Origin of the sequence: Streptococcus sp. sy018 (assembly GCF_007859185.1) — a bacterium.
Taxonomy (GTDB): domain Bacteria; phylum Bacillota; class Bacilli; order Lactobacillales; family Streptococcaceae; genus Streptococcus.
In genome coordinates this window covers 1-25,845 of sequence record NZ_VOHN01000003.1, presented here as the reverse complement: position 1 = coordinate 25,845, position 25,845 = coordinate 1, and the positions used below count along the sequence as shown (strand labels likewise).

At 35.3% G+C, this 25,845-nt stretch carries 21 protein-coding genes, 2 tRNA genes and 1 rRNA gene; 21 read left to right on the top strand and 3 right to left on the bottom strand.

What is annotated here, in order from left to right:
* Positions 1–63: 63 nt before the first annotated feature.
* Both FRX52_RS03430 and FRX52_RS03425 read left to right on the top strand, forming a co-directional pair.
* Positions 64–1,683, top strand: coding sequence for an ATP-binding cassette domain-containing protein (locus FRX52_RS03430; RefSeq protein ID WP_146496162.1), 1,620 nt, complete (start codon positions 64–66; stop codon positions 1,681–1,683).
* Positions 1,684–1,745: 62 nt separating this feature from the next.
* Entirely contained in the window at positions 1,746–4,328 is a 2,583-nt protein-coding gene (locus FRX52_RS03425) for a YfhO family protein (protein WP_146538499.1), read from the top strand.
* A gap of 73 nt (positions 4,329–4,401) precedes the next feature.
* On the opposite strand, the gene FRX52_RS03420 is transcribed toward FRX52_RS03425, so the two are convergent.
* Positions 4,402–4,473: transfer RNA gene (locus FRX52_RS03420), tRNA-Glu, on the bottom strand.
* Between the two features lie 153 nt (positions 4,474–4,626).
* Here FRX52_RS03420 and FRX52_RS03415 point away from each other — a divergent pair.
* Positions 4,627–4,700, top strand: a tRNA-Arg gene (locus FRX52_RS03415).
* A gap of 17 nt (positions 4,701–4,717) precedes the next feature.
* On the opposite strand, the gene FRX52_RS03410 is transcribed toward FRX52_RS03415, so the two are convergent.
* Positions 4,718–5,386, bottom strand: a complete 669-nt coding sequence (locus tag FRX52_RS03410; protein WP_146538498.1) for a YoaK family protein — start codon at positions 5,384–5,386, stop codon at positions 4,718–4,720.
* A gap of 25 nt (positions 5,387–5,411) precedes the next feature.
* Positions 5,412–5,891 (bottom strand): 23S rRNA (pseudouridine(1915)-N(3))-methyltransferase RlmH, encoded by a 480-nt coding sequence (gene rlmH, locus FRX52_RS03405; protein ID WP_146538497.1) that lies wholly within the window; start codon positions 5,889–5,891, stop codon positions 5,412–5,414.
* Between the two features lie 205 nt (positions 5,892–6,096).
* On the opposite strand from rlmH, the gene FRX52_RS03400 reads away from it, so the two are divergent.
* The 18 genes from FRX52_RS03400 to FRX52_RS03315 form a co-directional block, all read left to right on the top strand.
* A complete protein-coding gene (locus FRX52_RS03400; protein WP_261379144.1) occupies positions 6,097–7,308 on the top strand; it encodes a S1C family serine protease in 1,212 nt (403 codons plus the stop codon).
* Positions 7,309–7,386: 78 nt separating this feature from the next.
* Complete coding sequence (locus tag FRX52_RS03395; protein ID WP_146496153.1) at positions 7,387–8,163, top strand: ParB/RepB/Spo0J family partition protein; 777 nt, start codon at positions 7,387–7,389, stop codon at positions 8,161–8,163.
* Positions 8,164–8,384: 221 nt separating this feature from the next.
* The gene (gene dnaA, locus FRX52_RS03390; RefSeq protein WP_146538496.1) at positions 8,385–9,761 is read left to right on the top strand and encodes a chromosomal replication initiator protein DnaA; all 1,377 of its coding nucleotides are present in this window, start codon (positions 8,385–8,387) and stop codon (positions 9,759–9,761) included.
* Between the two features lie 154 nt (positions 9,762–9,915).
* Positions 9,916–11,052, top strand: a complete 1,137-nt coding sequence (gene dnaN, locus FRX52_RS03385; protein ID WP_146538495.1) for a DNA polymerase III subunit beta — start codon at positions 9,916–9,918, stop codon at positions 11,050–11,052.
* Between the two features lie 73 nt (positions 11,053–11,125).
* Complete coding sequence (locus FRX52_RS03380) at positions 11,126–11,320, top strand: DUF951 domain-containing protein (protein ID WP_146538494.1); 195 nt, start codon at positions 11,126–11,128, stop codon at positions 11,318–11,320.
* Positions 11,321–11,413: 93 nt separating this feature from the next.
* Positions 11,414–12,529 carry a redox-regulated ATPase YchF gene (gene ychF, locus FRX52_RS03375; protein WP_146538493.1) on the top strand — a complete coding sequence of 372 codons (1,116 nt, stop codon included), beginning with the start codon at positions 11,414–11,416 and terminating at the stop codon, positions 12,527–12,529.
* A gap of 81 nt (positions 12,530–12,610) precedes the next feature.
* Positions 12,611–13,180: an aminoacyl-tRNA hydrolase gene (gene pth / locus FRX52_RS03370; RefSeq protein WP_146496144.1), complete on the top strand. Its 570-nt coding sequence runs from the start codon at positions 12,611–12,613 to the stop codon at positions 13,178–13,180.
* Positions 13,173–16,685: a transcription-repair coupling factor gene (gene mfd / locus FRX52_RS03365; protein WP_146538492.1), complete on the top strand. Its 3,513-nt coding sequence runs from the start codon at positions 13,173–13,175 to the stop codon at positions 16,683–16,685. The genes pth and mfd overlap by 8 nt, the downstream gene beginning before the upstream one ends.
* A complete protein-coding gene (locus FRX52_RS03360) occupies positions 16,639–18,156 on the top strand; it encodes an oligosaccharide flippase family protein (RefSeq protein WP_146538491.1) in 1,518 nt (505 codons plus the stop codon). Before mfd ends, FRX52_RS03360 begins: the two co-directional genes overlap by 47 nt.
* 26 nt (positions 18,157–18,182) lie before the next feature.
* Positions 18,183–18,455, top strand: coding sequence for an RNA-binding S4 domain-containing protein (locus FRX52_RS03355; protein WP_146538490.1), 273 nt, complete (start codon positions 18,183–18,185; stop codon positions 18,453–18,455).
* The gene (locus FRX52_RS03350) at positions 18,442–18,813 is read left to right on the top strand and encodes a septum formation initiator family protein (protein ID WP_146461423.1); all 372 of its coding nucleotides are present in this window, start codon (positions 18,442–18,444) and stop codon (positions 18,811–18,813) included. The genes FRX52_RS03355 and FRX52_RS03350 overlap by 14 nt, the downstream gene beginning before the upstream one ends.
* 4 nt (positions 18,814–18,817) lie before the next feature.
* Entirely contained in the window at positions 18,818–18,925 is a 108-nt protein-coding gene (locus FRX52_RS03345; protein ID WP_146461425.1) for an SP_0009 family protein, read from the top strand.
* 16 nt (positions 18,926–18,941) lie between these two features.
* The gene (locus FRX52_RS03340) at positions 18,942–20,228 is read left to right on the top strand and encodes a serine hydrolase (protein WP_146538489.1); all 1,287 of its coding nucleotides are present in this window, start codon (positions 18,942–18,944) and stop codon (positions 20,226–20,228) included.
* A complete protein-coding gene (gene tilS, locus FRX52_RS03335; RefSeq protein ID WP_146538488.1) occupies positions 20,225–21,493 on the top strand; it encodes a tRNA lysidine(34) synthetase TilS in 1,269 nt (422 codons plus the stop codon). The genes FRX52_RS03340 and tilS overlap by 4 nt, the downstream gene beginning before the upstream one ends.
* Positions 21,493–22,038 (top strand): hypoxanthine phosphoribosyltransferase, encoded by a 546-nt coding sequence (gene hpt / locus FRX52_RS03330; RefSeq protein WP_146496132.1) that lies wholly within the window; start codon positions 21,493–21,495, stop codon positions 22,036–22,038. Before tilS ends, hpt begins: the two co-directional genes overlap by 1 nt.
* 23 nt (positions 22,039–22,061) lie before the next feature.
* Entirely contained in the window at positions 22,062–24,020 is a 1,959-nt protein-coding gene (ftsH, locus tag FRX52_RS03325) for an ATP-dependent zinc metalloprotease FtsH (RefSeq protein WP_146538487.1), read from the top strand.
* 105 nt (positions 24,021–24,125) lie between these two features.
* Positions 24,126–25,511, top strand: a complete 1,386-nt coding sequence (locus FRX52_RS03320; RefSeq protein ID WP_146538486.1) for an amino acid permease — start codon at positions 24,126–24,128, stop codon at positions 25,509–25,511.
* A 255-nt stretch (positions 25,512–25,766) separates the two neighbouring features.
* Positions 25,767–25,845, top strand: a 16S ribosomal RNA gene (locus FRX52_RS03315); the annotation flags it as partial.

The window sequence follows — 25,845 nt, the reverse complement described above, 5'->3', positions numbered from 1 at the left end:
AAACTTGAAAATCTCCCTATTTTCCTGTAAAATGGAACTAATCAAAAAAATGAGGTAATCAAATTGCTAACAGTTTCAGACGTGTCACTGCGTTTCAGTGATCGTAAACTTTTTGACGATGTTAATATCAAATTTACAGCTGGTAATACCTATGGCCTAATTGGTGCTAATGGTGCTGGAAAATCAACTTTTCTAAAGATTTTGGCTGGTGATATTGAACCAAGTACAGGTCATATTTCCCTTGGTCCAGATGAGCGTCTTTCTGTCCTTCGTCAGAATCATTTTGACTATGAAGAAGAGCGCGTGATTGATGTGGTTATTATGGGTAACCAAACACTCTACGACATCATGAAAGAAAAAGATGCTATCTACATGAAAGAAGATTTTTCTGATGAAGATGGTGTCCGTGCAGCCGAGTTAGAAGGAGAATTTGCAGAACTTGGCGGTTGGGAAGCCGAAAGTGAAGCTGCACAACTCCTACAAAACCTTAATATTGCTGAGGACTTGCACTATCAAACCATGAGTGAGTTGGCTAATGGAGATAAGGTAAAAGTTCTCTTAGCCAAGGCATTGTTTGGTAAACCAGACGTTCTTTTACTTGACGAGCCAACCAACGGTTTGGATATTCAATCAATTAACTGGTTGGAAGATTTCCTAATTGACTTTGAAAATACGGTTATCGTTGTTTCCCATGACCGTCACTTCCTAAACAAAGTTTGTACGCACATGGCTGACCTTGATTTCGGTAAAATCAAACTCTTTGTTGGTAACTATGATTTTTGGAAAGAATCATCTGAACTGGCTGCTCGCTTACAAGCTGACCGCAATGCTAAAGCTGAAGAAAAAATCAAGGAATTACAAGAATTCGTTGCTCGTTTCTCTGCCAACGCTTCTAAATCAAAACAAGCAACTTCTCGTAAAAAAATGCTTGATAAGATTGAACTTGAAGAAATTGTTCCGTCAAGTCGCAAGTATCCATTTATCAACTTCAAAGCTGAGCGTGAGATTGGTAATGACCTTTTGACCGTTGAAGATTTGAAAGTGACCATTGACGGTGAAGTTATCTTAGACAATATCAGCTTTATCCTACGTCCAGGTGACAAGACTGCCTTGATTGGGCAAAACGATATTCAAACAACTGCCCTAATTCGTGCCCTAATGGGTGATATTGACTATGAAGGAACCATTAAATGGGGTGTGACAACTAGCCGTAGTTATCTACCAAAAGATAATTCTCGTGATTTTGCCAGTGGTGAAACCATTCTTGAATGGCTGCGTCAGTTCGCTAGCAAAGAAGAAGACGATAATACCTTCCTTCGTGGCTTCTTAGGTCGTATGCTCTTCTCTGGCGATGATGTTAATAAATCCGTTAATGTCCTGTCAGGAGGAGAGAAAGTTCGTGTGATGTTATCTAAACTCATGCTCCTTAAATCAAATGTCCTAGTACTTGATGACCCGACTAATCACTTGGATCTCGAATCTATCTCAAGTCTTAACGATGGACTTAAAGATTTCAAAGAAAGTATCATTTTTGCCAGTCATGACCATGAATTTATTCAAACCCTAGCTAATCACATTATTGTGATTTCAAAAAATGGGGTCATTGACCGAATTGATGAAACCTACGATGAATTTCTTGAAAACAAGGAAGTCCAAGAAAAAGTCCAAGAACTTTGGAAATAAGAGAGTTGGCTACCCAACTCTTTTTCTTAATCACACTTTTTCATTATTAAAAAGGAAAATCTATGTTTAATATTCACAAAAAAAGAGAAAAAACAAACTACCTTTTCTATCTATCTGCTTTTTTACTACCACTTATCATTATCTTTATTAGTTTACTTAGTCAAGGTATCTCTTGGGGTGCTGATCGCACTATCTTAGCCAGTGACGGTTTTCATCAATATGTTGTCTTTGCTGAGACGCTAAAAAATATCCTTCATGGGCAAGGCAGCCTATTTTATACCTTTACCAGTGGTTTAGGACTAAACTTCTACGCACTAATTAGTTATTATCTAGGAAGTTTTCTCTCACCTATCTTTTATTTCTTTAATAATACTAATATGCCTGATGCCATCTACCTTGTAACCTTGGTTAAATTTGGCTTAATTGGACTGTCTAGTGCTTATAGTTTGAAAAAACTTTACAGTAATGTCAAGTTGCCTCTAATCCTTGTCTTGTCTGTTTCTTACAGTCTGATGAGTTTTGCTACTAGCCAATTAGAAATTAACATGTGGCTAGATGTCTTTATCCTAGTCCCTCTGATTATCCTAGGTTTACACCAATTACTCAATCAATCAGGCTATCTTCTTTACTATCTCACGTTGACAACTCTTTTTATCCAAAACTATTATTTTGGATTTATGACAGCTATCTTCTTAACCCTTTATTTTATAGTTCAGCAAACCAAAACTTCTGGATGGAAAAAGATTTTACAAAACTTTAAATCATTTACCATCGTGTCAATCTTAGCTGGTCTATCTAGCTCAATCATGCTTTTGCCAACCTATCTTGACCTTAAAGCTCATGGTGAAAAGTTTACTGAAATCACTAAACTCTTTACAGAAGGCGCTTGGTATCTTGATTTATTTGCAAAAAACTTCATTGGAGCCTATGATACGACGAAGTTTGGTGCCATTCCTATGATTTATGTTGGTTTACTACCACTTATTCTAGCCTTGACATACTTTACAATCTCGTCAATCAAATGGCAAATCAGACTAGCTTATGCCCTACTCTTTCTCTTTTTAATTGTGAGTTTCTACTTCCAACCACTTGATTTAATGTGGCAAGGGATGCATGCTCCAAATATGTTTTTACATCGTTATGCTTGGTTATTATCTTTTTTAATTATTCTGCTAGCAGGAGAGAGTCTAAATCACCTATCAGAATTAAATTGGAAACAGTTTTTACCAACCTTAATTTTTCTTAGTCTAGGCTTTATTGCCACAGGATTTTTTACGAAAAGATATGATTTTCTAGAATTTAACCAGTTCATCTTAACCGCTATTTTTATGCTTGCTTATGCCACTATTTTGATTTCTCACGCTCAAAAGCAAATTAGTTTTTTAGTGTTTACAATATTTACGCTAATCTTTACTATTGGCGAAACAAGTATCAACACCTACTACCAAGTTAGTGGTCTAAGAGAAGAATGGGTCTTTCCAACCAAAGAATCCTATTCTAAAAATCTTAAAGAAATTAACAAGATTGTCAAATATGCTAAAGACAATTCAAATACTTTTTTCCGTATGGAACGTCTCTATCCTCAGACTGGTAACGATAGTATGAAATTTAATTATTATGGCCTATCACAATTTTCATCAATTCGTAATCGATCATCTAGTAGTTTATTAGATAGACTAGGTTTCAAATCTACAGGAACCAACTTAAATTTACGTTATCAAAACAATACAATTATCATGGATAGCTTGCTTGGCATTAAATATAATTTTAGTCAAAAGATGCCAAATAAATTTGGTTTTGAACAAGTTTTTGAAGATACAGGTATGAAACTCTATCAGAATCAATATGCTAGCCAACTTGGTCTGCTAACTAACGGAGTTTACAAGGATATTGACATTACTGTAAACACACTTGACAATCAATCTAAATTACTCAATCAAATTTCGGGTCTTTCTCTTAATTACTTTACTAAATTAAATGCTAATATGGAAGCTGGGGCGACTATTCTTGATAAACAAGTCACCGTAAAACCTAATGCTGAAGGAATTACTAGTGTTAGCTATACTGTCCAAATACCAGCTAACCGTCAAGTTTATGTTAGTGTTCCTAATTTAACATTCAATAATAAAGACACCAAAAATTTCCAGATAAATATTGATGGAACTGATTATAACTATACCATATCAAATGTTTACAGCTTATTTAATCTAGGAGCATATTTAGAAGCAGGAACACATCGTATTACTTTTAAGTTTGGAAAAGAACAAGAAGTCAACTTTACTGCACCTAATTTTTATGCGATTAACTTGACTAACTACCAAGAAGCGATGAACACCATCAATCAGCGAACGATTCAAGTTAGCACAACACAAAATCAAGTCACTGCTTTTTACTCAACAGACAAGAAAAGTTCAATTCTCTTTACCATCCCTTACGATAAGGGATGGACAGCTAAGCAAAATGGTCATCAACTACCGATTAGACGAGCACAAAATGGTTTCATGGTTGTTGATGTTCCAGCAGGAAGTGGTAATGTTACCCTTAGCTTCATTCCACAAGGATTTATCTTAGGAATTGGGTTATCCTTAATTGGCATTTTGGGAATGACTGGTTATTATATTTATCAACGTCAATCAAAAAAATAAGAAAAACTTCTGAGTGAATCTCAGAAGTTTTTTAATGATTAAAATAAAAACAACTGCTAAGCAGTTGTTAGAACAGTCCGTACGGGATTCGAACCCGTGTTACCGCCGTGAAAAGGCGGTGTCTTAACCCCTTGACCAACGGACCATTTTGTAATGACTTATTACTCTTATTATTATAGCAGAAAAATTTGGTTTGTCTAGTCTTTTTTCAAAAAAAATAAGATTTTTTGTCAAATAATCAAAATCAGATTAAAGATTGACAAATTAACTACTATTTTGATAAAATAAAATGTATTAAGGTTCCATAGCTCAGCTGGATAGAGCATTCGCCTTCTAAGCGAACGGTCGCAGGTTCAAATCCTGCTGGAATCATATCAAAACAGTCTAGCTTAGCTAGACTGTTTTTCTTTCCATAATTGATAATTGATATAAAACATTGGCAACAATAAGAAAATGAGGGCAGATTCTCCAAATTGAACAGATAAACTGGTTGATAATAAAACCCCTAAACCAAAACTAATAATGGTAATAAAGATATAGCAACCTTGTTTAAATAACATCATGTCTTTTTCCATCCACCCCTTGATAACTAAATAAGCTGAATTCTTAACATTACCTGTCATCATCACATTAGCATAGGGTGCCCCTCTAAGATGTCTGAACGTTTCAATTTGCACTGAAGCTGCTAAGGACAAAATCGCAATAGTTAAAGAGTGCCCTATGATAGGATTTAAAATAATGGCAAAAAAAACTAAACTTGTCATCATTAAACTACCAGATAAATGCCAAGGTAGCTTTCTTTTGACGCAATAGGATCGTGCTAAATAAGTCAAGGCTTGACCTAGCATAAAGAAAACAATTGGCACTAGAAAAAGAAGTGAAGTTGCAAAAGCGCCTTTAGCTAGATGGTAAGCTAAAAAAACCACGTTACCTGATTGGATACCTGCAAATCGACCTCCTTGAGTAACCAAGGTAAAGGCATTCATATAGCCACTGATAAAGGTTAAACAACTAGCAAAACGTAAACCTTCAAAAATACGATAATGTTTTTTTGACATTTTTTCTTCCTTGTTTCACGTGAAACTACTTATGATAGGGACTTCCTTGTTGAATCATAAAAGCGCGATAAACTTGTTCTAACAAAACCAAACGCATCAGTTGGTGAGGTAAGGTAAATTGACCAAAGCTCATCAAAAAATTAGCCCGTGATTTAACTTGCTGTGCTAAACCTAGACTCCCACCAATGACAAAAGTGATGTCTGAAAAACCTTTAAGCGTCGTATCAGCCAAAAACTTACTGAAATTTTCAGAGGATAATTGCTGACCTTCAATAGCTAGAGCAATGACAAATTCACGTTCAGAAATTTTACTTAGAATTCGCTCGGCCTCTTTCGCCATAATTTGTTGATTTTCAGCTAGGCTTGCCCTATCAGGTGTTTTTTCATCAGCTAATTCAATCAAATCTAGCTTAGTAAATCGTCCCAACCGTTTGGTATATTCTGCAATACCGTCTTTAAGGTATTTTTCTTTAAGTTTTCCTACTGAAATAATTTTGACTTTCATAAATCTAGTATAGCACAAGTCTATTTTTTCAACAAACTTATCCACAATTTAAAACTTAAAATTGATTGAGTAAAACCTAGTTAATAGCAAAGAAGTTAACTGATTTCAAAACTTATCCACAACTTGTGTATAAGTTCTTGTTGATAATTAAGTTAAACTTAAGTTAAATTTGCTATAATAAGGATAAAAATAAAAGGAGAATACTGTGGAAACTAATAAAACATCTATCTTCAAAAAATTGATTAAAACTGGTTTTATTCTTCTAGTCGGATTTGTTGGTGGTTGGATGGCCATGCTAATGATGAACCAAAATAATCTAATAGCTACTAGTCAGGTTAAAACTAGCCAAGTGACTTATCAAAACGAAACCTCAACCAGTAAGGCAGTTAAAGTCGTTCAAGATGCCGTTGTTTCTGTCATCAACTATCAGAAAAACTCAGCTGGTTCTAGTCTAGCTAGTCTATTTGGCGGCATAGAAGCTACTGATGAGCGTCTTGATGAAGAATCTGATTTACAAGTCTATGGGGAAGGTTCTGGCGTTATTTATAAAAAAGATGGTAAATATGCCTATCTTGTAACCAATAACCACGTCATCAACGGGGCTGAAAAAATTGAAATTCTCTTAGCCGATGGCACAAAGGTTGCTGGTAAGTTAATCGGTTCAGATACTTATTCTGATTTAGCTGTTGTTCGTATTTCTTCTGAAAAGGTTAAAAATGTCGCAGAATTTGCTGATTCATCTGCTTTAACAGTAGGAGAAACAGCTATCGCTATTGGTAGTCCTCTGGGTAGTGAATATGCCAATTCTGTCACTCAAGGAATTGTTTCTAGTCTTAGTCGAACTGTCACTTCTACGGATGAAAATGGTCAAACCATTTCAACCAATGCCATTCAAACTGATGCTGCCATTAACCCTGGAAACTCTGGTGGAGCCCTAGTCAATATTCAAGGTCAAGTTATCGGTATTAACTCAAGTAAAATTGCCACTAGCAGATTAAACGCTAACTTATCTGTAGAAGGCATGGGCTTTGCTATCCCATCAAATGATGTCGTTGAAATCATTAAACAATTAGAAGATAATGGTTCAGTTAATCGTCCTGCTCTTGGTATTTCAATGGTTAATCTTAATCAACTTTCTACCACTGCTATTAGTCAGCTAAAAATTCCTAACGAGGTCACTTCTGGTATTGTTGTTGCAGCTGTTCAAACAGATATGCCATCTAATGGAAAATTAGAAAAATATGACGTGATTACAGAAATTGATGGACAAGAAGTCAATGATACAAGTGACTTACAAAGTTTACTTTACAAGCATAAAATAGGTGATGACATGACGATTAGTTTCTATAGAGGAACGAAAAAGATGACAGAAACGATTAAATTAACGAAAAGTACACAAGATTTATCACGTCAATAAAATTGACAGAAGAATTGACAATAAGAAATCATACCTTTACAATAGTGTAAAGGTATTTTTATTGACAAGGAAGTTGACATGACTGAACAATTCACCAAAATTAAACTAACTGATATCACACCAAATCCTTATCAGCCACGGCTACATTTTAACCCTGAAGAATTAAAAGAATTAAGTGTTTCAATCAAGGAACATGGTCTCATCCAACCAATCATCGTTAGAAAATCTGATATTTTTGGCTATGAACTTATTGCTGGGGAACGTCGATTTAGGGCAGCAAAATTAGCTGGATTGATAGAGATACCAGCTCTAATTAAAGAAATTTCTAATCAAGAAAGCATGACCCAAGCAATTATCGAAAATTTACAACGTTCCAATCTTAATCCAATAGAAGAAGCTAAGGCCTATCAACAAATTTTATCTCAAAATCAGATGACCCAAGAAGAATTAGCTCAAAATATTGGTAAATCACGTCCCTATATTTCTAATAGTATCCGTCTTTTGCAACTAACAAAACCTTTACAAGAAGCTCTTGAATTTGAGCAACTTTCTGCAGGTCACGCGCGTTTACTCGTTGGTCTAGCAGCAGAAGAACAAGAGATGTATTTAGAGCAAATCAAAGCTCAAAATCTCAGTGTTCGACAATTAGAACAATTATTACAAGGCAAAACTAAGACAAAAAAAACTCAGAAAAAAGTAAAAGACTTATTTCTGAATGATTACGAACTTGAAATCAGTCGCTCCCTTGGTTTACCTGTTAAAATTTTAATCGAAGGAAAAAAAGATACAGGTCACATTACTTTAAGTTTCTCATCAGAGGAAGAATTTCAAAAACTTATCAACAAACTAAAATAAATTGTTAATTTAAACGTTCTATAAAACAGACTTTTCAACAACTTATCCTCCTGATTTTTCCTTTTATAACAAGCTAAAAGGGTTTTTCCACAACTTGTGGAAAAACCCTTTTGAACAATGTTAACTTTTATTCACAGCTTGTGGAAAACTTTTTATTTTGTTGGCAAATTAGTCTGCTTATGATAGAATAAGAATACCAATTAAACTAGAAAGGAGCTTTTATGACACCACAAGAACAACAATTTTGGCAACGTTTTTTAAGCTTAGCCGAATCAAGACTAGGACAGAATGCTTATCAATTTTACATTAAACCTGCTAAATTACTACATATTAAAGAAAATATCGCTTCTATTCAACTTAATTCCGATATACAACAACTTTTTTGGGAAACCAGTGCTGAAAATCTAATTGAAAATCTGATTAAGGTAACTGGTTTAGAAATTTTTGATCAAGAAATTAAAACCACCTATGTGATTGGCAAGCCAAAACCTATTGAAGAAGAAGAACTCAGTAGCCAGTCACCAACTGACTTTGTGACACAAACTGTACCAACAAAACCACTTTCTTCTTTTCCATCAAATCTAAATGGTAGTTATCATTTTAGTAACTTTATTCAAGGAAAAGGTAATGAGTGGGCCGTTTCAGCCTGTTTGGCAACTACAGATAAGCCAGGCATCAACTACAATCCTTTATTTATTTGGGGAGGACCAGGTTTAGGAAAAACCCATCTGCTTAATGCCGTTGGTAATGCTATACAAAATGATGAACCATTAGCACGAATCCTTTATATTACAACTGAGAACTTTGTCAATGAATTTGTTACGGCAACGCGTCTGGGAACAATGGATGACTTTCGTGAAAAATTCCGTAATCTTGATGTGCTTTTAATTGACGATGTACAATTCTTAGCCAATAAAGAAAGCACGCAAGAAGAATTTTTCAATATCTTCAATACTTTACATGATAAGAAAAAACAAATTATCTTAACGAGTGACCGTGCTCCAAAAAGCCTAGAATCTTTGCCAGATCGCTTGGTTACACGTTTTGCTTGGGATTTGACTGTTCATATCACACCGCCTGATTTTGAAACGCGTGTTGCCATCATTGAAGATAAAATCCAGCAATATGATTTTAACTTTGAAAAAGATGCGATTGAATATCTGGCAAATCTTGTTGATTCTAACGTCCGTGATCTAGAAGGCGCCTTAAAAAATATCCACCTGGCTGCTAATCTTGAAAAAGCAAAAGTGATTACCGTTGAGCTGGTTGCAAAAGCTATCCGCTCACGGACAACAGAGGCTCCAAAAATCAATGTCATTCCAATTGAAACCATCCAAGAAGAAGTTGGTAAATTTTATGGTGTCACTGTCAAGGAAATTAAATCGACTAAACGACCACAAAATCTAGCCCTAGCTAGACAAGTTGCTATTTATTTATCGCGTGAACTAACTGACAATAGTACGACCAAAATTGGTAAAGAATTTGGAGGACGTGACCACTCTACTGTTCTTCATGCTTACAACAAGATTAAAAATATGATGACCCAGGATGAAAGTCTAAGTATTGAAATCAACACCATCAAAAATAAATTAAAATAGTCTTGTGGAAAAGATAAACAATTATGGTAAGTTATCCACAAGTTGTGAACAAGTCTAATCCCTTGATAAACTTTACTTTGGGATATTTTTCCACCTTATCCACAAGACCTACTACTACTACTAAATTTATTATTATATAAATAAAGGAGTTCTCATGATCAAATTTTCTATAAATAAGGCTTTCTTTCTTCAATCTTTAAATATCACAAAACGTGCAATTTCTTCTAAAAATGCCATTCCGATTTTATCAAGTTTGAAATTAGAAATCAGTCAAGAAGGTATTACCTTAACTGGTTCAAATGGACAAATTTCAATTGAGCATTTTATCAGTCAAGATAATCAAAATTCTGGGCTTTTAATCAGCTCACCAGGTAGTATTTTGTTGGAAGCTAATTTCTTCATCAATATTATTTCTAGTTTGCCAGATGTTACTTTAGATTTAGAAGAGATTGAGCATCATCAAGTGGTAATTAGAAGTGGAAAATCAGAAATTACACTTAAAGGAAAAGATGTTGATCAGTACCCACGCTTACAAGAAATGACAACACAAAATCCTTTAGTTTTTAATACGAAATTATTAAAAAACTTAATTGCTGAAACAGCTTTTGCAGCGAGTACTCAAGAAAGTCGTCCTATCTTGACAGGGGTGCACTTTGTTTTACAAAATGAGACAGCCTTTAAAGCAGTGGCAACAGATTCTCATCGAATGAGTCAGCGTCAATTAAATTTAGATAAAGCTGGAGATCATTTCGATGTTGTTTTACCTAGCAAGTCACTAAGAGAATTGTCAGCTGTTTTTACAGACGATATTGAAACAGTTGAGGTTTTCTTCTCAACCAACCAAATGCTCTTTAGAAGTGAAAATATTAGCTTCTACACTCGTTTACTTGAAGGAGCTTATCCAGATACGGATCGTTTATTGGTATCAAGTTTTGAAACGGAAATGGTTTGTCAGGTTGCAAGTTTACGTTCAGCAATGGAACGTGCCTTCTTGGTATCTAATGCTAGTCAAAATGGTACGGTTAAATTAGAGATTAAACAAGGTCAAGTTACTGCTCATGTTAATTCTCCTGAGGTAGGTAAGGTGAATGAACAAATTGAAACAGAAGAATTAGCAGGGAATGATTTAACGATTAGCTTTAATCCAACCTATTTGATTGAAGCCTTGAAAGCTCTAAAGAGTGAAACAGTTAGAATTCGTTTTATTTCTCCAGTTCGTCCATTTACTTTAACGCCTGGCGATGCTAGTGAAAATTTTGTTCAACTGATTACACCAGTACGTACTAATTAGAATAAAGAACTTCCTTGTGAAGTTCTTTTTTGTTATAATTGTGTTAAGTATTGATTCAGAGAGGAAAGTAACCATGTATGAGTTGGGAAGCTTAGTAGAGATGAAAAAACCGCATGCTTGTCTTATCAAACAAACTGGTAAAAAAGCAAATTGTTGGCTGATTAAACGATTAGGAGCTGATATCAAATTACACTGTCAAAACTGCCAACATGAGCTTATGATGAGTCGATATGATTTTGAGCGTCGTTTGAAAAAAATTTTAGATTAAACCAATAGAAAGACCAAGGCTTCATCTAGCTTATTTAAGTAAATTTTGGTACAATGGTGATGATTAAGTTTTTAAGATGGAGATAAATAAGCTATGGCTTTAACAGCAGGTATCGTTGGTTTACCAAACGTCGGTAAATCAACTCTATTTAATGCAATTACAAAGGCAGGAGCAGAAGCTGCCAATTATCCTTTTGCGACAATCGATCCTAATGTTGGTATGGTTGAAGTACCAGATCATCGTTTACAGAAGTTGACAGAGTTGATTACACCTAAAAAAACAGTCCCAACAACCTTTGAATTTACAGATATTGCAGGAATTGTTAAGGGAGCTTCAAAAGGTGAAGGACTGGGCAATAAGTTTTTGGCCAATATCCGTGAAGTAGATGCCATTGTGCATGTGGTTCGTGCTTTTGACGATGAAAATGTTATGCGTGAACAAGGTCGTGAGTCAGCTTTTGTTGATCCAATTGCTGATATTGAAACAATTAACTTAGAACTGATTTTAGCTGATTTAGAAAGTATCAATAAGCGCTATGCTCGTGTTGAGAAGATGGCTAGAACGCAAAAAGATAAGGAATCAGTTGCAGAATTTGCAGTCTTAGAAAAAATTAAACCAGTTTTAGAAGATGGCAAATCAGCTCGTACAGTAGAATTTACAGATGAAGAATTGAAAGTTGTCAAGGGTTTATTTTTATTGACGACTAAACCAGTTTTGTATGTGGCTAATGTCGATGAAGACAAGGTTGCTGCTCCTGATGAAATTTCCTATGTTCAAGCAATTCGTGACTTTGCAGCAACTGAAAATGCAGAAGTAGTAGTTATTTCAGCGCGTGCAGAAGAAGAAATCTCAGAACTTGATGATGAAGATAAGCAAGAATTTCTAGAAGCTATTGGCCTGACAGAGTCTGGTGTTGATAAATTGACACGAGCAGCCTATCATTTACTTGGTTTGGGAACTTATTTTACTGCGGGAGAAAAAGAAGTGCGAGCTTGGACTTTTAAACGTGGAATTAAAGCACCGCAAGCTGCAGGTATTATTCATTCTGACTTTGAGAAAGGTTTTATTAGAGCAGTAACCATGTCTTATGACGATTTAATGACTTATGGTAGTGAAAAAGCTGTTAAAGAAGCGGGTCGTTTACGAGAAGAAGGAAAAGACTATATTGTCCAAGACGGCGATATTATAGAATTCCGTTTTAATGTTTAATTCAATTAAGAGGAAGTGAGAGAAGCTGTTTGTTTAATCAAATACTTTGGTCACTTCCCTTTTACTGTTTAAGGAGAAAATATGGTAAAAATGATTGTGGGTTTAGGTAACCCAGGTTCAAAATATAAAGGAACACGTCATAATATTGGCTTTATGTCGATTGACAGACTTGTAAAGGAACTTGACGTCAACTTTACAGAGGATAAGATTTTTAAAGCGATGATTGGTTGGTCTTTTATCCAACAGGAAAAAGTGTATTTTGTTAAGCCTTTGACTTATATGAACAATAGCGGTTTGGCAGTTAGGGCTTTGTTAACTTATTATAATATTTCAGTAGAAGATTTAATCGTTATTTATGATGATTTAGACTTAGAAGTGGGTAAGATTCGCTTTAGAAACAAAGGTTCTGCGGGCGGTCATAATGGAATTAAAAGCATTATTAGTCAATTAAATACTCAAGAATTTGATCGCATTAAGATTGGCATAGGTCGTCCTAAACCTAAGATGACGGTTATCAATCATGTATTAGGAAATTTTGAACAAGAGGAGTTGATTTTAATAGAGAATACGCTTGACAAAGTTGACAAATCCGTAAACTATTACTTGACAAGTCGTGATTTTGAAGCGACGATGAGACAGTACAATGGCTAACCAAACATTATTAGATGTCTTTACTCAAAATAAACAAATTGAAGATTGGCTAACTCAGGGAACTGCTTTGGAACGACAGTTACTTATGGGATTATCTGGTTCGAGTAAGAGCTTGGCCATGGCAGCTTACTGGCAAAAAAATCGCTCTAAGTTAGTGATTTTGACAGCAACTCATCATGAATCAGAACAACTAGCCAGTGATTTCTCAGATTTACTAGGTGAAGACATCGTCTATCAGTTTTTTATGGATGATGCCTTACTTGGTGAATTTTTACTTAGTTCTCAAGAAAAGTCACGTTCTCGTTTAGAAACATTGAATTTTCTTTTGGATCCTGTTGCTGAAGGCATTGTCATTCTTAGTTTGGCAGCCTGTCGCTTACCTTTACCAAATCCTAAGGTTTATCAGCAAAGTTTACTTGGTTTGAAACTTGGTCAGGAATTAGCCCCTATTGAATTGAGCCAACAGTTAATCAATTTAGGCTATGAAAAGGTTAGTCAAGTTAGTCAATTAGGACAATTTAGTCAACGGGGTGATATCTTTGATATTTATGATAGTCAATCTGATCGAGCTTATCGTCTTGAGTTTTTTGGTGATGAAATTGATGGCATTCGCCTTTTTGATAGTCAAAGTCAAAAATCTTTAGAAAACTTAGAAACAATTTTAATTAGTCCAGCAGATGAGATGATTCTATTAGATGACGATTTTGATCGTTGTGCCCAGATATTAGAAAATTCAAGTCGGTCAACCCCTTTAAGTGATTATTTGGAACAAGTTTTATTAGCTAGTCAACAAAGAAGAAGACATGAAGATTTTAGACAATTTTTACCTTATTTTTATGAAAAGATTTGGACTATATTAGACTATTTACCAAAAGAAACTCCAATATTTTTTGATGATTTTCAGAAACTGGTTGATCGTCATGCCAAGTTAGATTTGGATATAGCTCATTACTTGACAGATCGTTTACAAGAAGGAAAGGCTTTACCAAGTCAAACCTATTTGGCAAATAGTTATCAAAATTTACGTCACTATCAACCAGCTACCTTTTTTTCTAATTTTCATAAGGGATTAGGCAACATCAGATTTCAAAAAATTTACAATTTGACCCAGTATCCGATGCAAGATTTTTATCATCAATTACCACTTTTAGTTGATGAACTCAATCGTTATCAAAAAAATGGTGCAACGGTCATTTTACAGCTAAATACAGATAAAAGTTTACAAGAGTTACAAGCAACTTTACAAGATTATCAAGTTGAGGTGTTGGTTACAAGTAGTCAGCGAATTGAAAAAGGTAGTATTCAACTACTAATAGGCAATCTAGCTCAGGGGTTTTATTTTGCTGATGAGAAACTTGCTTTATTGACAGAAAAAGAAATTTTCCATAAAAAAATAAAACGTAAAATACGCCGTCAACATTTGAGTAATGCTGAACGACTAAAAGATTATAATGAATTAGAAACAGGAGATTATGTTGTTCACCATGTCCATGGTATCGGTCAATTTCTTGGTCTTGAAACCATTGAAATCAGTGGGGTGCATAGGGATTACTTAACCATTCAATATCAAAATCAGGATAGGATTTCTGTTCCCATTGATCAAATTGACAGTTTGTCAAAATACCTATCAAGTGATGGTAAAGAACCGAAACTTAACAAATTAAACGATGGTCGCTTCAAAAAGACTAAGCAAAAAGTGGTCAAACAAGTTGAAGAGATTGCGGATGATTTGTTGCAACTCTATGCTGAACGTAGTCAATTAAAAGGTTTTGCATTTTCGCCAGATGATACTAGTCAAATTGATTTTGACAATGATTTTGCTTACGCTGAAACAGATGATCAATTGCGTTCCATTAAAGAAATCAAACAGGATATGGAAATGGATCGTCCAATGGATCGTCTATTGGTTGGCGATGTTGGTTTTGGTAAGACAGAAGTTGCCATGCGAGCAGCTTTTAAGGCAGTTAACGATGGCAAGCAAGTTGCTGTCTTAGTGCCGACAACAGTCTTAGCGCAACAACATTATGTTAACTTCAAAGAACGTTTTAGCAATTTTGCAGTTGAAGTTGGTGTACTAAGTCGTTTTCAAACAAAAAAAGAACAAGTTGACACACTTGTCAAGTTAAGTAAAGGTCAAGTTGACATTATTATTGGTACTCATCGTCTATTATCAAAGGATGTAGAATTTTCTGATTTAGGTTTGTTGATCATTGATGAGGAGCAACGTTTCGGTGTCAAGCATAAAGAAAGATTAAAAGAATTAAAAAATAAGATTGATGTGCTAACCTTGACAGCTACTCCGATACCAAGAACTTTACATATGTCTATGTTAGGTATTCGAGATTTATCTGTGATTGAAACCCCTCCAACTAATCGTTATCCTGTTCAAACTTATGTTATGGAGACAAATCCTGGCTTGATTAGGGAAGCAACGTTAAGAGAAATTGATCGAGGTGGTCAAGTCTTTTACGTTTACAATCGAGTTGACACTTTGGAACAAAAAGTTTCTGAATTACAGGACTTGATTCCTGAAGCCGCAATAGGTTTTGTTCATGGTCAAATGAGTGAAATTCAGTTAGAAAATACACTCTTAGACTTTATTGATGGAGCTTATGATGTGTTGGTTGCGACAACGATTATTGAAACAGGCGTTGACATCGCTAATGTTAATACCTTATTTATCGAAAATGCGGATTATATGGGTTTGTCAACCTTGTATCAACTTAGAGGGAGAGTTGGTCGCAGCAATCGCATTGCCTATGCCTATCTCATGTATCGTCCAGACAAGATTTTGACCGAAGTTTCTGAAAAACGTCTGGAGGCCATAAAAGGTTTTACAGAGTTAGGTAGTGGCTTTAAGATTGCTATGCGAGATTTATCTATTCGTGGAGCTGGAAATCTTTTGGGAGCTTCTCAAAGTGGTTTTATTGACTCAGTTGGTTTTGAACTCTACTCACAACTTCTAGAAGAAGCTTTGGCTAAGAAGCAAGGACAGGTTAAGGTTCGTCAAAAAGGTAATGCTGAGCTCAATCTTCAAATGGATGCCTATATTCCACAGGATTATATTACAGATGAGCGTCAAAAGATTGAAGTTTACAAACGCATTCGTGAATTGGTTAATCGTTTGGATTATGAAAATTTACAGGATGAACTAATTGATCGTTTTGGTGAATACCCAGATTCAGTCGCTTATCTATTAGAAATTGCTTTAATAAAATCTCTGTTAGACCAAGTTTTTGTTGAAGTAGTTGAGCGTCAACTTGATCGGTTGACCGTTCGTTTTGAAAAAGTCATTCAATCCTATTTCTTAACACAAGATTATTTTGAAGCCTTATCTAAAACTAAGTTGAAGGCTAGAATTAGCGAGTATGAAGGCAAAATTGAAGTGATTTTTGACATTAGAAATAAAAAAGATTATGAGATTTTAGAGGAATTAGGAAAGTTCGGGGAGGCTTGTTGTGACATCAAAGCAAGAAAAACAACTCAATCAAGCCAAGAAGGCTAGTTTAGTTATTGGGCTTAGTGGCTTCATATCAAAAATTTTAGCCGCTAGTTATCGTATCCCTTATCAAAATTTGGTTGGGGATAGAGGTTTCTATGCTTACCAGCAGGTCTATCCTTTTTTAGCCATTATTTCAACCTTGGCTTTGACGGCTTTTCCCAATTTTATGTCTAGTGTCTTACAAAAGAAAGATTTTAATTCTTTAGGAAATTTGACTAGGTTATTGATCAGTTGTTGTTGGTCAATGGCACTGTTATTAGGTGTCTGTCATCAAACACTAGCTGAGCTTATGGGAGCTAATCAACTAGGTTCTGCCCTATTGGCTGTATCTGTCTTACTTTTATTGACTCCTTTTTTATCGATTTATCGCGGCTTTGATCAAGGTCTAGGTCAGATGAAAGTAACAGCTATTAGTCAAGTATTGGAACAAACTATTCGTGTTTTAGTGATTATTGTCGCAGCCTTGTGCTATTTAGGTTATGGATGGGATATCTATCGCACAGCTAATTTTGCTGCTTGGGGAAATGTGATTGCGAGTTGCTTTTCTCTAATCTATTTGAGTTTATCAATCAAAATTCAGTGGATGAGATTTGGTTCATTTAATATGACATTTTGGTCACAATTAAAGCCATTGTTTTTTTCTAGTTTTGTTTTTACCTTATATGCCATTTATCTCTTACTGTTTCAATTGATTGATGCCTTTTTATTAAAAAACAGTCTAGTTTCCTCTGGAATGGACGCGATACAAGCAGAGTATCAAAAAGGAATTTATGACCGTGGGCAACCCCTATTACAATTTGGTTTGATTGTATTTATAGCTTTATTTACTAGCTATTTACCCAAATTCAGTCGTTTGTATGAAGAAGATAGTCAATCTTATAAGCAACTTAGTCAGCATTTTTTAAGCCTAATCTATTATTTGAGTCTAATCTTGACCGTTGGTTGCTTGATTTTACTTCCCTTAATCAATCAAGTTCTGTTTAATGATCGTAAAGGTTTAACTATGTTGCAAGTCTATATGATCTTGATTTTTCTTTCAAGTTTAGTACAATTTTTTCATCATCATCAATTCATTATAGGGCAACATCACATCTCTCTTCGTTGTTTGGTTCTCGGTCTAGTAGCAAAACTCTTGTTGACTGCTCCATTAACACATTATTTTGGTCTTGTTGGTAGCAGTTGGTCTAGTGTTTTGAGTTTATGCATTGTTTTACTAGCTTATTTATGGATAAGTCGGAAAGAGTTTTCGTTTAGGTTTGTCTTTTCTTATAAATATTATCTTAGTTTAGTCGTGATGGGGCTTTTAGTTTGGATTTTATCTAATGTACTGCCTTCATCAAGTCGTTTAATAACTTTTTTAACTATCATTTTGTCAACTGCTAGTGGAGTTGGTTTATTTGTCCTATTAGCAAGTAAATGGCAGGTTTTTCCGAAAGAGCTGTGGTCCTTTCTACCATTTTTAAGAAAAAAATGATAGAATGAAAAAATACGAGGTGAGTTATGAGATTAGATAAGTATTTGAAGGTATCCCGAATTATTAAACGTCGTCCAGTAGCAAAAGAAGTAGCTGATAAGGGACGAATTAAAGTGAATGGTATTTTAGCCAAGTCATCAACTGACTTAAAGATCAATGATCAGATTGACATTCGTTTTGGTAACAAGCTATTAACTGTTCGTGTTTTAGAAATGAAAGATAGCACCAAAAAAGAAGACGCTGCAAAAATGTATGAAATTGTCAGTGAAGTAAGGATTGAATCAGATGAGCAAGCCTAATGTTTTGCAGATGAATAATGCTTATGTCAACGATGAAAGTTTACGTAAGCGTTATGAAGAAGAGGAGACGCGTAAACGTCATCGTTTTATGGGTTGGATTCTGATTTGTATGATGCTTTTGTTCATTTTACCGACCTATAATTTGATTTCAACTTATGAAAAGTTAGAGAAACGAAGAGTAGAGATTGAAAAATTAGAACAACGTTATCAAGCATTGGTGCTTGAAACAGATGCACAAAAATTGTTGGCCAAGCGTCTCAAAGATTCATCTTATATTGAGAAATACGCAAGAGCCAAGTATTACTATTCGCAAACAGGAGAAATTATTTATCCTGTGCCAGATTTATTACCAAAATAGACTTATGGATAATTTAATTGAAACGATTGAAAAATTTTTAACCTACTCTGACGATAAGTTGGAAGAATTGTCAGAAAAAAATCAAGCTTTGCGTGAGGAAAAGGTTAATTAAGAGAAAGGAGTTGGGCGTGAAAAAACTTTTATTACTGTTTGTTCTACCAGTTTTTTTCAGCCCAATGAGTTTAGATAGTGGTGAGATGGGTATCTTCTTGACCAGTGGTCAGCGTTACCAACTTTCTGCTGATGTTGGCACACGCTATAGTTATTTTGAACAGGTGCCACAAAATCCTAATCTTTTTCAAGAAACACCCGCTTATACTGACAGTCAGTTGAAAACGACTGCAGGTTGGCTTAAACCAAATGAAAACTTATCAATCAAACGTTTGACCATCAATGAACAGGCAATACCTGTTTTTGAATTGACTGACGGCAGTTATCTGCCAGCTAGTAAGTGGCTGATTTTTGATGATGTGGTCTTTGACAATGAGAACTTTACGCAAACCTATTGGACAAAAGAAAAGCCAACAGTCTATACTGCTCCCTATGTTTTAGGAGTAACTTCGAAAGATACAGTTATTGAAGCCTATAGTCCAGTTTCAGTCATAAGCCGAGCAAGAACACAACATGGTGTATTTTTAGAAATTGAAAATAAAGGCTGGGTTAGAGCTGATGACCTGTCTGAAATTGATACCAGAATAGATAAGGTTCAAAAATTATTAAATCAAAAATATAACAAATCTAACTATGGTATTTATGTTAAGCAACTCGCGACTCAGGCTACGGCTAGTATCAATCCAGACCAGCGTATGTACAGTGCTAGTATTGCTAAATTACCTCTTCTTTATTATGTTGAAGAACAATTAGCAAATGGTTCTCTAGCTCTGTCAGATAAGTTAACCTATATTGAACAAGTTAATCAATTTTCTGGCTCCTATGATGTCAGTGGTAGTAGTAAGATGAGTTTAACTGCTGACGATAAGGATTATAGTATTGATGAGTTAACCAGATATGTTTCCCAAAATTCAGACAATGTTGCCAGTAATCTGTTAGGTTATTATGTTGCTAACCAGTATGATAAAACCTATCAAACGACTATCGAGAATTTAGCAGGTGGTTCTTGGAACATGACAGAAAAACAAATGTCTGCTAAAATGGCTGGAAAAATCATGGAGAAACTTTACTATCAAAATAGTCAGATTTTAACTTATTTATCGGAAACAGATTTTGATAACCAACGCATTTCTAAAGATATTTCAGCTCGTGTTGCCCATAAAATCGGCGATGCTTATGATTACAAACATGATGTTGCTCTTGTCTATGCAGACTCTCCTTTTATTCTTTCTATTTTTACTGATAAATCTAGTTATGATGAAATTACTACCATTGCTAATGATGTCTATGAGATATTAAAATGATGTATGAAAAAATATTGACCTATGTTCAAGAAAAACAGTTTTTCAAGGAACATAAAAAGGTATTGATTGCCATTTCAGGTGGGGTAGATTCCATGAATTTACTTCACTTTTTGCATAGTTATCAAGAAGAGTTAGGGATTGAACTAGGACTTGCTCACATCAATCATAACCAGCGTGCTGAGAGTATAGAAGAAGAGAATTACTTGAAACAGTGGGCAAAAGAACATCATTTTCCTATCTATACCCAAACTTTTCAAGGAGTTTTTTCAGAAAAAAATGCGCGTGATTACCGCTATCGTTTTTTTGAAAAAATTATGATAGAAGAAGGCTATACAGCCTTAGTCACAGCTCACCATGCAGACGATCAAGCAGAAACGATTTTCATGCGTCTTATTAGAGGCAGTCGTTTACGACATTTAGTTGGGATTAAGGAAGTACAAGATTTTGCGAATGGTCAGTTAATCCGTCCATTTCTAAGTTTTAGTAAATTAGATTTACCAAATCCTTTTCATTTTGACGATGTTTCTAATGATTCTCCGCTTTATTTTAGAAATCGTGTCCGACACCAGTATCTACCACTTTTGAGTCAAGAAAATCCTAAATTTCGTCAACAATTGCTGAATGTTTCACATGAAACCAATCGTTTGCTAGAAGCCTTGCGTGAGTTGACATCAGATTTGGAAATAACAGATTGTGCAGTTTTTCAAGATCAAACTGAACCAGTTCAATACTTTATTTTGCAAGAGTATCTAAGCCAGTTTCCAGATTTAGAATTGTCAAAATCTCAGTTTGACCAGCTACTTTATCACCTAAGCAATTCAAAAAATTATGCTTATGATTTAAAAGCTGATTATCAGTTGATAAAAGATCAAAAAACTTTTCAGATTGTAAAAAAAGAATCAGTATCTTTTGATGAGCCAAAGATTTTGATAGAAGGGAATCAAGTTCATTTTAGTCGTCGTTGTTTTACCTGGTTATCGCCTATTCGTCAATCAGGAATTCCATTGATTAGTAAAAGTCCAATAACACTTCGTTATCGCCAAGCAGGTGATCAACTTGATTTTGGCCACTATCATAAGAAGTTGCGTCGTTGGTTTATTGATGAAAAAATTCCATCAATGGAACGTCAACAAGCAATTATTGGGGAACAAGAAGGCCAAATCATCTTTGTCTTGACTAAAAATAAAACTTATTTGAGGAAGTTGACCAAACATGATATAATTGAGGGTATCATATTGATAGGAAATGAGGATGATAGCGACTGATGTTAGAACAAGATATAAAAAAAGTACTTTATACAGAAGAAGATATTATTGCTAAAACAAAGGAACTTGGTCAGCAATTGACTAAAGATTATGCTGGTAAGAATCCGTTATTGGTCGGTATCTTGAAAGGTTCAGTTCCTTTTATGGCAGAATTGATGAAGCACATTGATACGCATATTGAAGTAGATTTCATGGTGGTATCTAGCTATCATGGTGGAACAACAAGTAGTGGCGAAGTAAAAATTCTTAAAGATGTCGATACCAATGTAGAGGGACGTGACATTATTTTTGTGGAAGATATTATTGATACAGGTCGCACCCTAAAATATTTGCGTGATATGTTTAAATATCGTCAAGCCAAATCAGTTCAAATTGTTACTTTATTTGATAAACCAGAAGGTCGTCAAGTAGAAATTGAAGCTGATTATGTCTGTTATGATGTTCCAAATGAATTTATCGTCGGTTTTGGCTTAGACTATGCCGAAAATTATCGTAATCTTCCTTATGTCGGTGTCTTAAAAGAGGAAGTTTACAACCAAAAATAGAAGAGGTTTGTGATAGTTTATATATGAAAAATAATCAAAATAATGGACTGGTCAGAAACGCCTTTGTTTATATCCTACTGATGATTGTTTTAATCACAGCAGGACAATATTATTTACGAGGTAGCTCAGTTCAAACTCAACAGATTAATTATTCGACCTTGATTAAAAAAATTGAATCAGGTGAAATCAAAAATCTAAGTTATCAACCAAGTGGAGCAGTGATTGAAATTAGTGGTCAGTATAAAACTGACCAAACTGTTGAAACGACTAGTAATTTTTTAGGGACTAGTACAAGTAAGGTTAGTCGATTTACCTCTTTGGTGTTGCCAAGTGAAGTTTCTGTTCAAGCGATTGAAACAGCAGCTAAGGCGGCTGGTACAGAGATTACAGTAAAACAAGAAAGCTCAGCAGGAACTTGGGTTTCTATCATTGCTAGTTATTTGCCCATTCTAGTTATGGTTGGTTTCTTCATGATGATGATGCGTCAAGGTGGTGGTGCTAATGGTGCGATGGCTTTCGGAAGAAATCGAGCTAAAACTCAAAGTAAGGACAATGTCAAGGTCCGTTTTTCTGATGTAGCAGGAGCTGAAGAAGAAAAACAAGAATTAGTAGAGGTTGTTGATTTCTTACGCAATCCTAAAAAATATCGCGATTTAGGTGCGCGTATTCCAGCCGGTATTCTTCTTGAAGGGCCTCCAGGGACAGGTAAAACATTGTTAGCCAAGGCAGTAGCCGGAGAAGCTGGTGTGCCATTCTTTAGCATTTCTGGTTCAGATTTTGTTGAAATGTTTGTCGGTGTCGGTGCTAGTCGTGTTCGTTCCCTTTTTGAAGATGCTAAAAAAGTTGAAAAAGCCATTATTTTCATTGATGAGATTGATGCTGTTGGTCGTCGTCGTGGGACAGGTATCGGCGGAGGAAATGATGAACGTGAGCAAACACTCAACCAACTCCTGATTGAAATGGATGGTTTTGATGGCAATGAGAGCATTATTGTTATCGCAGCAACCAATCGTAGTGATGTTCTTGATTCGGCATTATTACGTCCAGGCCGTTTTGACCGTAAAGTTTTGGTTGGTTATCCAGATGTTAAAGGACGTGAAGCTATTTTACGCGTTCACGCCAAAAATAAACCATTGGCTGAAGATGTTGACCTAAAAGTAGTTGCTGAACAAACTCCTGGATTTGTTGGTGCTGATTTAGAAAATGTGCTGAATGAAGCAGCTTTGGTCGCTGCCCGTCGTAATAAATCTAAGATTGATGCTAGTGATATTGATGAAGCAGAAGATCGTGTCATTGCAGGGCCATCTAAGAAAGATAAAAAAGTTTCAGAAAAAGAACGTCAGTTAGTGGCTTATCATGAAGCAGGTCATACTATTGTTGGCTTGGTATTATCAAGTGCGCGTGATGTTCATAAGGTCACTATTGTTCCTCGTGGTCGTGCAGGCGGTTATATGATTTCTCTTCCAAAAGAAGATCAGATGTTACACTCTAAGGAAGAAATGAAAGAGCAATTAGCAGGTCTTATGGGTGGGCGTGTAGCAGAAGAAATTATTTTCAATGTTCAAACAACAGGTGCTTCAAATGACTTTGAACAAGCTAGCCAGATGGCGCGTGCTATGGTAACAGAATATGGCATGAGTGAAAAACTTGGTCCAGTTCAGTATGAAGGTAGTCATGCCATCAGAACAGGTCAATTAAGTCCAGAAAAAACCTACTCGCAAGCTACTGCTTTATTGATTGATGAAGAAGTTCGTGACTTGCTCAATGAAGCAAGACAAAAAGCTGCTGATATTATCAATAATAATCGTGAAACACATCAATTGATTGCTGAAGCTTTACTTAAATATGAAACTTTGGATGCTGCACAAATTAAGTCACTTTATGAAACAGGTAAAATGCCAGATTTAGAAAATAAAGATGATGAAGTGCCACATGCTTTATCTTATGATGAAGTTAAACAACAAATGACTGAAACAGATTAATTGTATTTTACTGAAAAAAACTGAGAATTTTCTCAGTTTTTTCTATTTACAAAGCTATATTTTTCATGATAAAATAAGATAATTTTTCAAAAAAAGGAGGCTTATATGTCTATTTTTAGGATAAAATCAAGTGATAGCAAGCCAAGTAGTTTACAACGTCACTTGAGCCTAGGTAGTTTGATTTTATTAGGTATTGGAACCATGGTTGGTACTGGTATCTTTACTCGTTCAGGAGCAGCTATCGCTACTTCAGGTCCTGCACTCATTATTTCTATTTTGATTGCGGCTATTGCTGTAGGTTTGTCCGCGTTCATTTATGCAGAATTTGCTTCACGTGTGCCACAAGGTGGTGGTGCTTATAGTTATATTTATGCAACTTTAGGTGAATTTCCTGCTTGGATGGCTGCTTGGTTTGTTGGTATCGAATTCCTAACGGCTGTAGCAGGTGTATCGTCAGGTTGGGGAAGTTATCTAAAAGGCCTTTTATCAGAAGTTGGCATCAATTTACCAACTGCTCTTAGTGGGGTAAATCCAGCCGAAGGTCAATATGTTGACTTGGCAGCTCTTTTGGTTGTTGTTTTAATCACAGGTCTTGTTTTACTTGATTCAAGAAAATCTTTGCGTTTTAACAATATTTTAGTTGTCTTGAAGTTTTCAGCATTAGCTTTATTTATTGGAGTAGGTATTTTCAAAATCAACCCTGAAAACTGGTCTAATTTTGCTCCTTTTGGCTTTGGTCAATTGGTTGGTGGAGAAACAGGAATTATGGTTGGTGCAGCAGCTATGTTTTATGCCTTTTTAGGTTTTGAGGCAATGCCGATGGCTATTGATGAAACCAAGGATCCACAAAAAAATATGCCTAGAGCCATTGCGATTGCAGTTGCTAGTGTGGCAGTCATCTATGCTACAGTAACTCTTATTTTATCAGGTTTGGTCAACTATACTCAATTAAATGTTGGTGATGCAGTCGCTTTTGCTCTTCGTCAAGTTGGTATGGGATGGGCAGCAAATTATGTTGCAACTGTTGCGATTCTTACCTTAATTACAGTTTGTATTTCACTTTTATTTGCTCTGACACGTTTACTTTTTTCTCTCAGTCAAGATGGGCTTTTACCAAAATCATTTAGTAATGTTAGTGAAAAAAGTCAAGTCCCAGCTAATGCCACTATTTTATCAGGTTTTATTGCAGCCTTGATGGCTGGCTTCTTCCCATTAAATCTTTTGGCTAACTTAACCAGTCTAGTGACGCTAATGTGTATGGCTATGTTACCAATTGGGTTAATGAAACTGAGAAAAGAAAAAGGAGCTCCTAAGAATGGAGAATTTGGTGTTCCTGCAGCACCAGTAATTTCTATTCTATCTTTATTAATCTGTCTGTTTATGATTGGTCAAATGGATGCTGATACTTGGAAAGTCTTTTTCATCACGACTTTAATCGGTGTCTTGATTTATGCTTTTTATGGTTATAAACATTCTAGTTTGAATAAATAGTCCAAAAACTCTTAGAATATCTAAGAGTTTTTATCATTATGATACTAGAATTCAAGGTATCAAAAACTTTTTAAAAAAAACTTAATTTTTTTTTGTAAAGTAGTTGACAGTGTGTGTATAGTTTGATAGAATGTAATAGTTGTCGCCTGAGAGGTGACGTTAAGACCTTTGAGAACTGAATAAGACGAACCAAGTGCGGGTTATGAGAATAACCTGTTAATAAAACAATAAGTCAGTGAAAACTGAGCATCAAATTTAAATGAGAGTTTGATCCTGGCTCAGGACGAACGCTGGCGGCGTGCCTAATACATGCAAGTAGAACGCTGAGGTTTAG

Excerpts from the sequence above, each read along its gene's own strand:
- FRX52_RS03425 (WP_146538499.1), top strand. The coding sequence starts at position 1,746 with ATGTTTAATATTCACAAAAAAAGAGAAAAAACAAACTACCTTTTCTAT.
- FRX52_RS03410 (WP_146538498.1), bottom strand. The coding sequence starts at position 5,386 with ATGTCAAAAAAACATTATCGTATTTTTGAAGGTTTACGTTTTGCTAGT.
- rlmH (WP_146538497.1), bottom strand. The coding sequence starts at position 5,891 with ATGAAAGTCAAAATTATTTCAGTAGGAAAACTTAAAGAAAAATACCTT.
- FRX52_RS03395 (WP_146496153.1), top strand. The coding sequence starts at position 7,387 with ATGACTGAACAATTCACCAAAATTAAACTAACTGATATCACACCAAAT.
- dnaA (WP_146538496.1), top strand. The coding sequence starts at position 8,385 with ATGACACCACAAGAACAACAATTTTGGCAACGTTTTTTAAGCTTAGCC.
- dnaN (WP_146538495.1), top strand. The coding sequence starts at position 9,916 with ATGATCAAATTTTCTATAAATAAGGCTTTCTTTCTTCAATCTTTAAAT.
- FRX52_RS03380 (WP_146538494.1), top strand. The coding sequence starts at position 11,126 with ATGTATGAGTTGGGAAGCTTAGTAGAGATGAAAAAACCGCATGCTTGT.
- ychF (WP_146538493.1), top strand. The coding sequence starts at position 11,414 with ATGGCTTTAACAGCAGGTATCGTTGGTTTACCAAACGTCGGTAAATCA.
- pth (WP_146496144.1), top strand. The coding sequence starts at position 12,611 with ATGGTAAAAATGATTGTGGGTTTAGGTAACCCAGGTTCAAAATATAAA.
- mfd (WP_146538492.1), top strand. The coding sequence starts at position 13,173 with ATGGCTAACCAAACATTATTAGATGTCTTTACTCAAAATAAACAAATT.
- FRX52_RS03355 (WP_146538490.1), top strand. The coding sequence starts at position 18,183 with ATGAGATTAGATAAGTATTTGAAGGTATCCCGAATTATTAAACGTCGT.
- FRX52_RS03350 (WP_146461423.1), top strand. The coding sequence starts at position 18,442 with ATGAGCAAGCCTAATGTTTTGCAGATGAATAATGCTTATGTCAACGAT.
- FRX52_RS03345 (WP_146461425.1), top strand. The coding sequence starts at position 18,818 with ATGGATAATTTAATTGAAACGATTGAAAAATTTTTAACCTACTCTGAC.
- tilS (WP_146538488.1), top strand. The coding sequence starts at position 20,225 with ATGATGTATGAAAAAATATTGACCTATGTTCAAGAAAAACAGTTTTTC.
- hpt (WP_146496132.1), top strand. The coding sequence starts at position 21,493 with ATGTTAGAACAAGATATAAAAAAAGTACTTTATACAGAAGAAGATATT.
- ftsH (WP_146538487.1), top strand. The coding sequence starts at position 22,062 with ATGAAAAATAATCAAAATAATGGACTGGTCAGAAACGCCTTTGTTTAT.
- FRX52_RS03320 (WP_146538486.1), top strand. The coding sequence starts at position 24,126 with ATGTCTATTTTTAGGATAAAATCAAGTGATAGCAAGCCAAGTAGTTTA.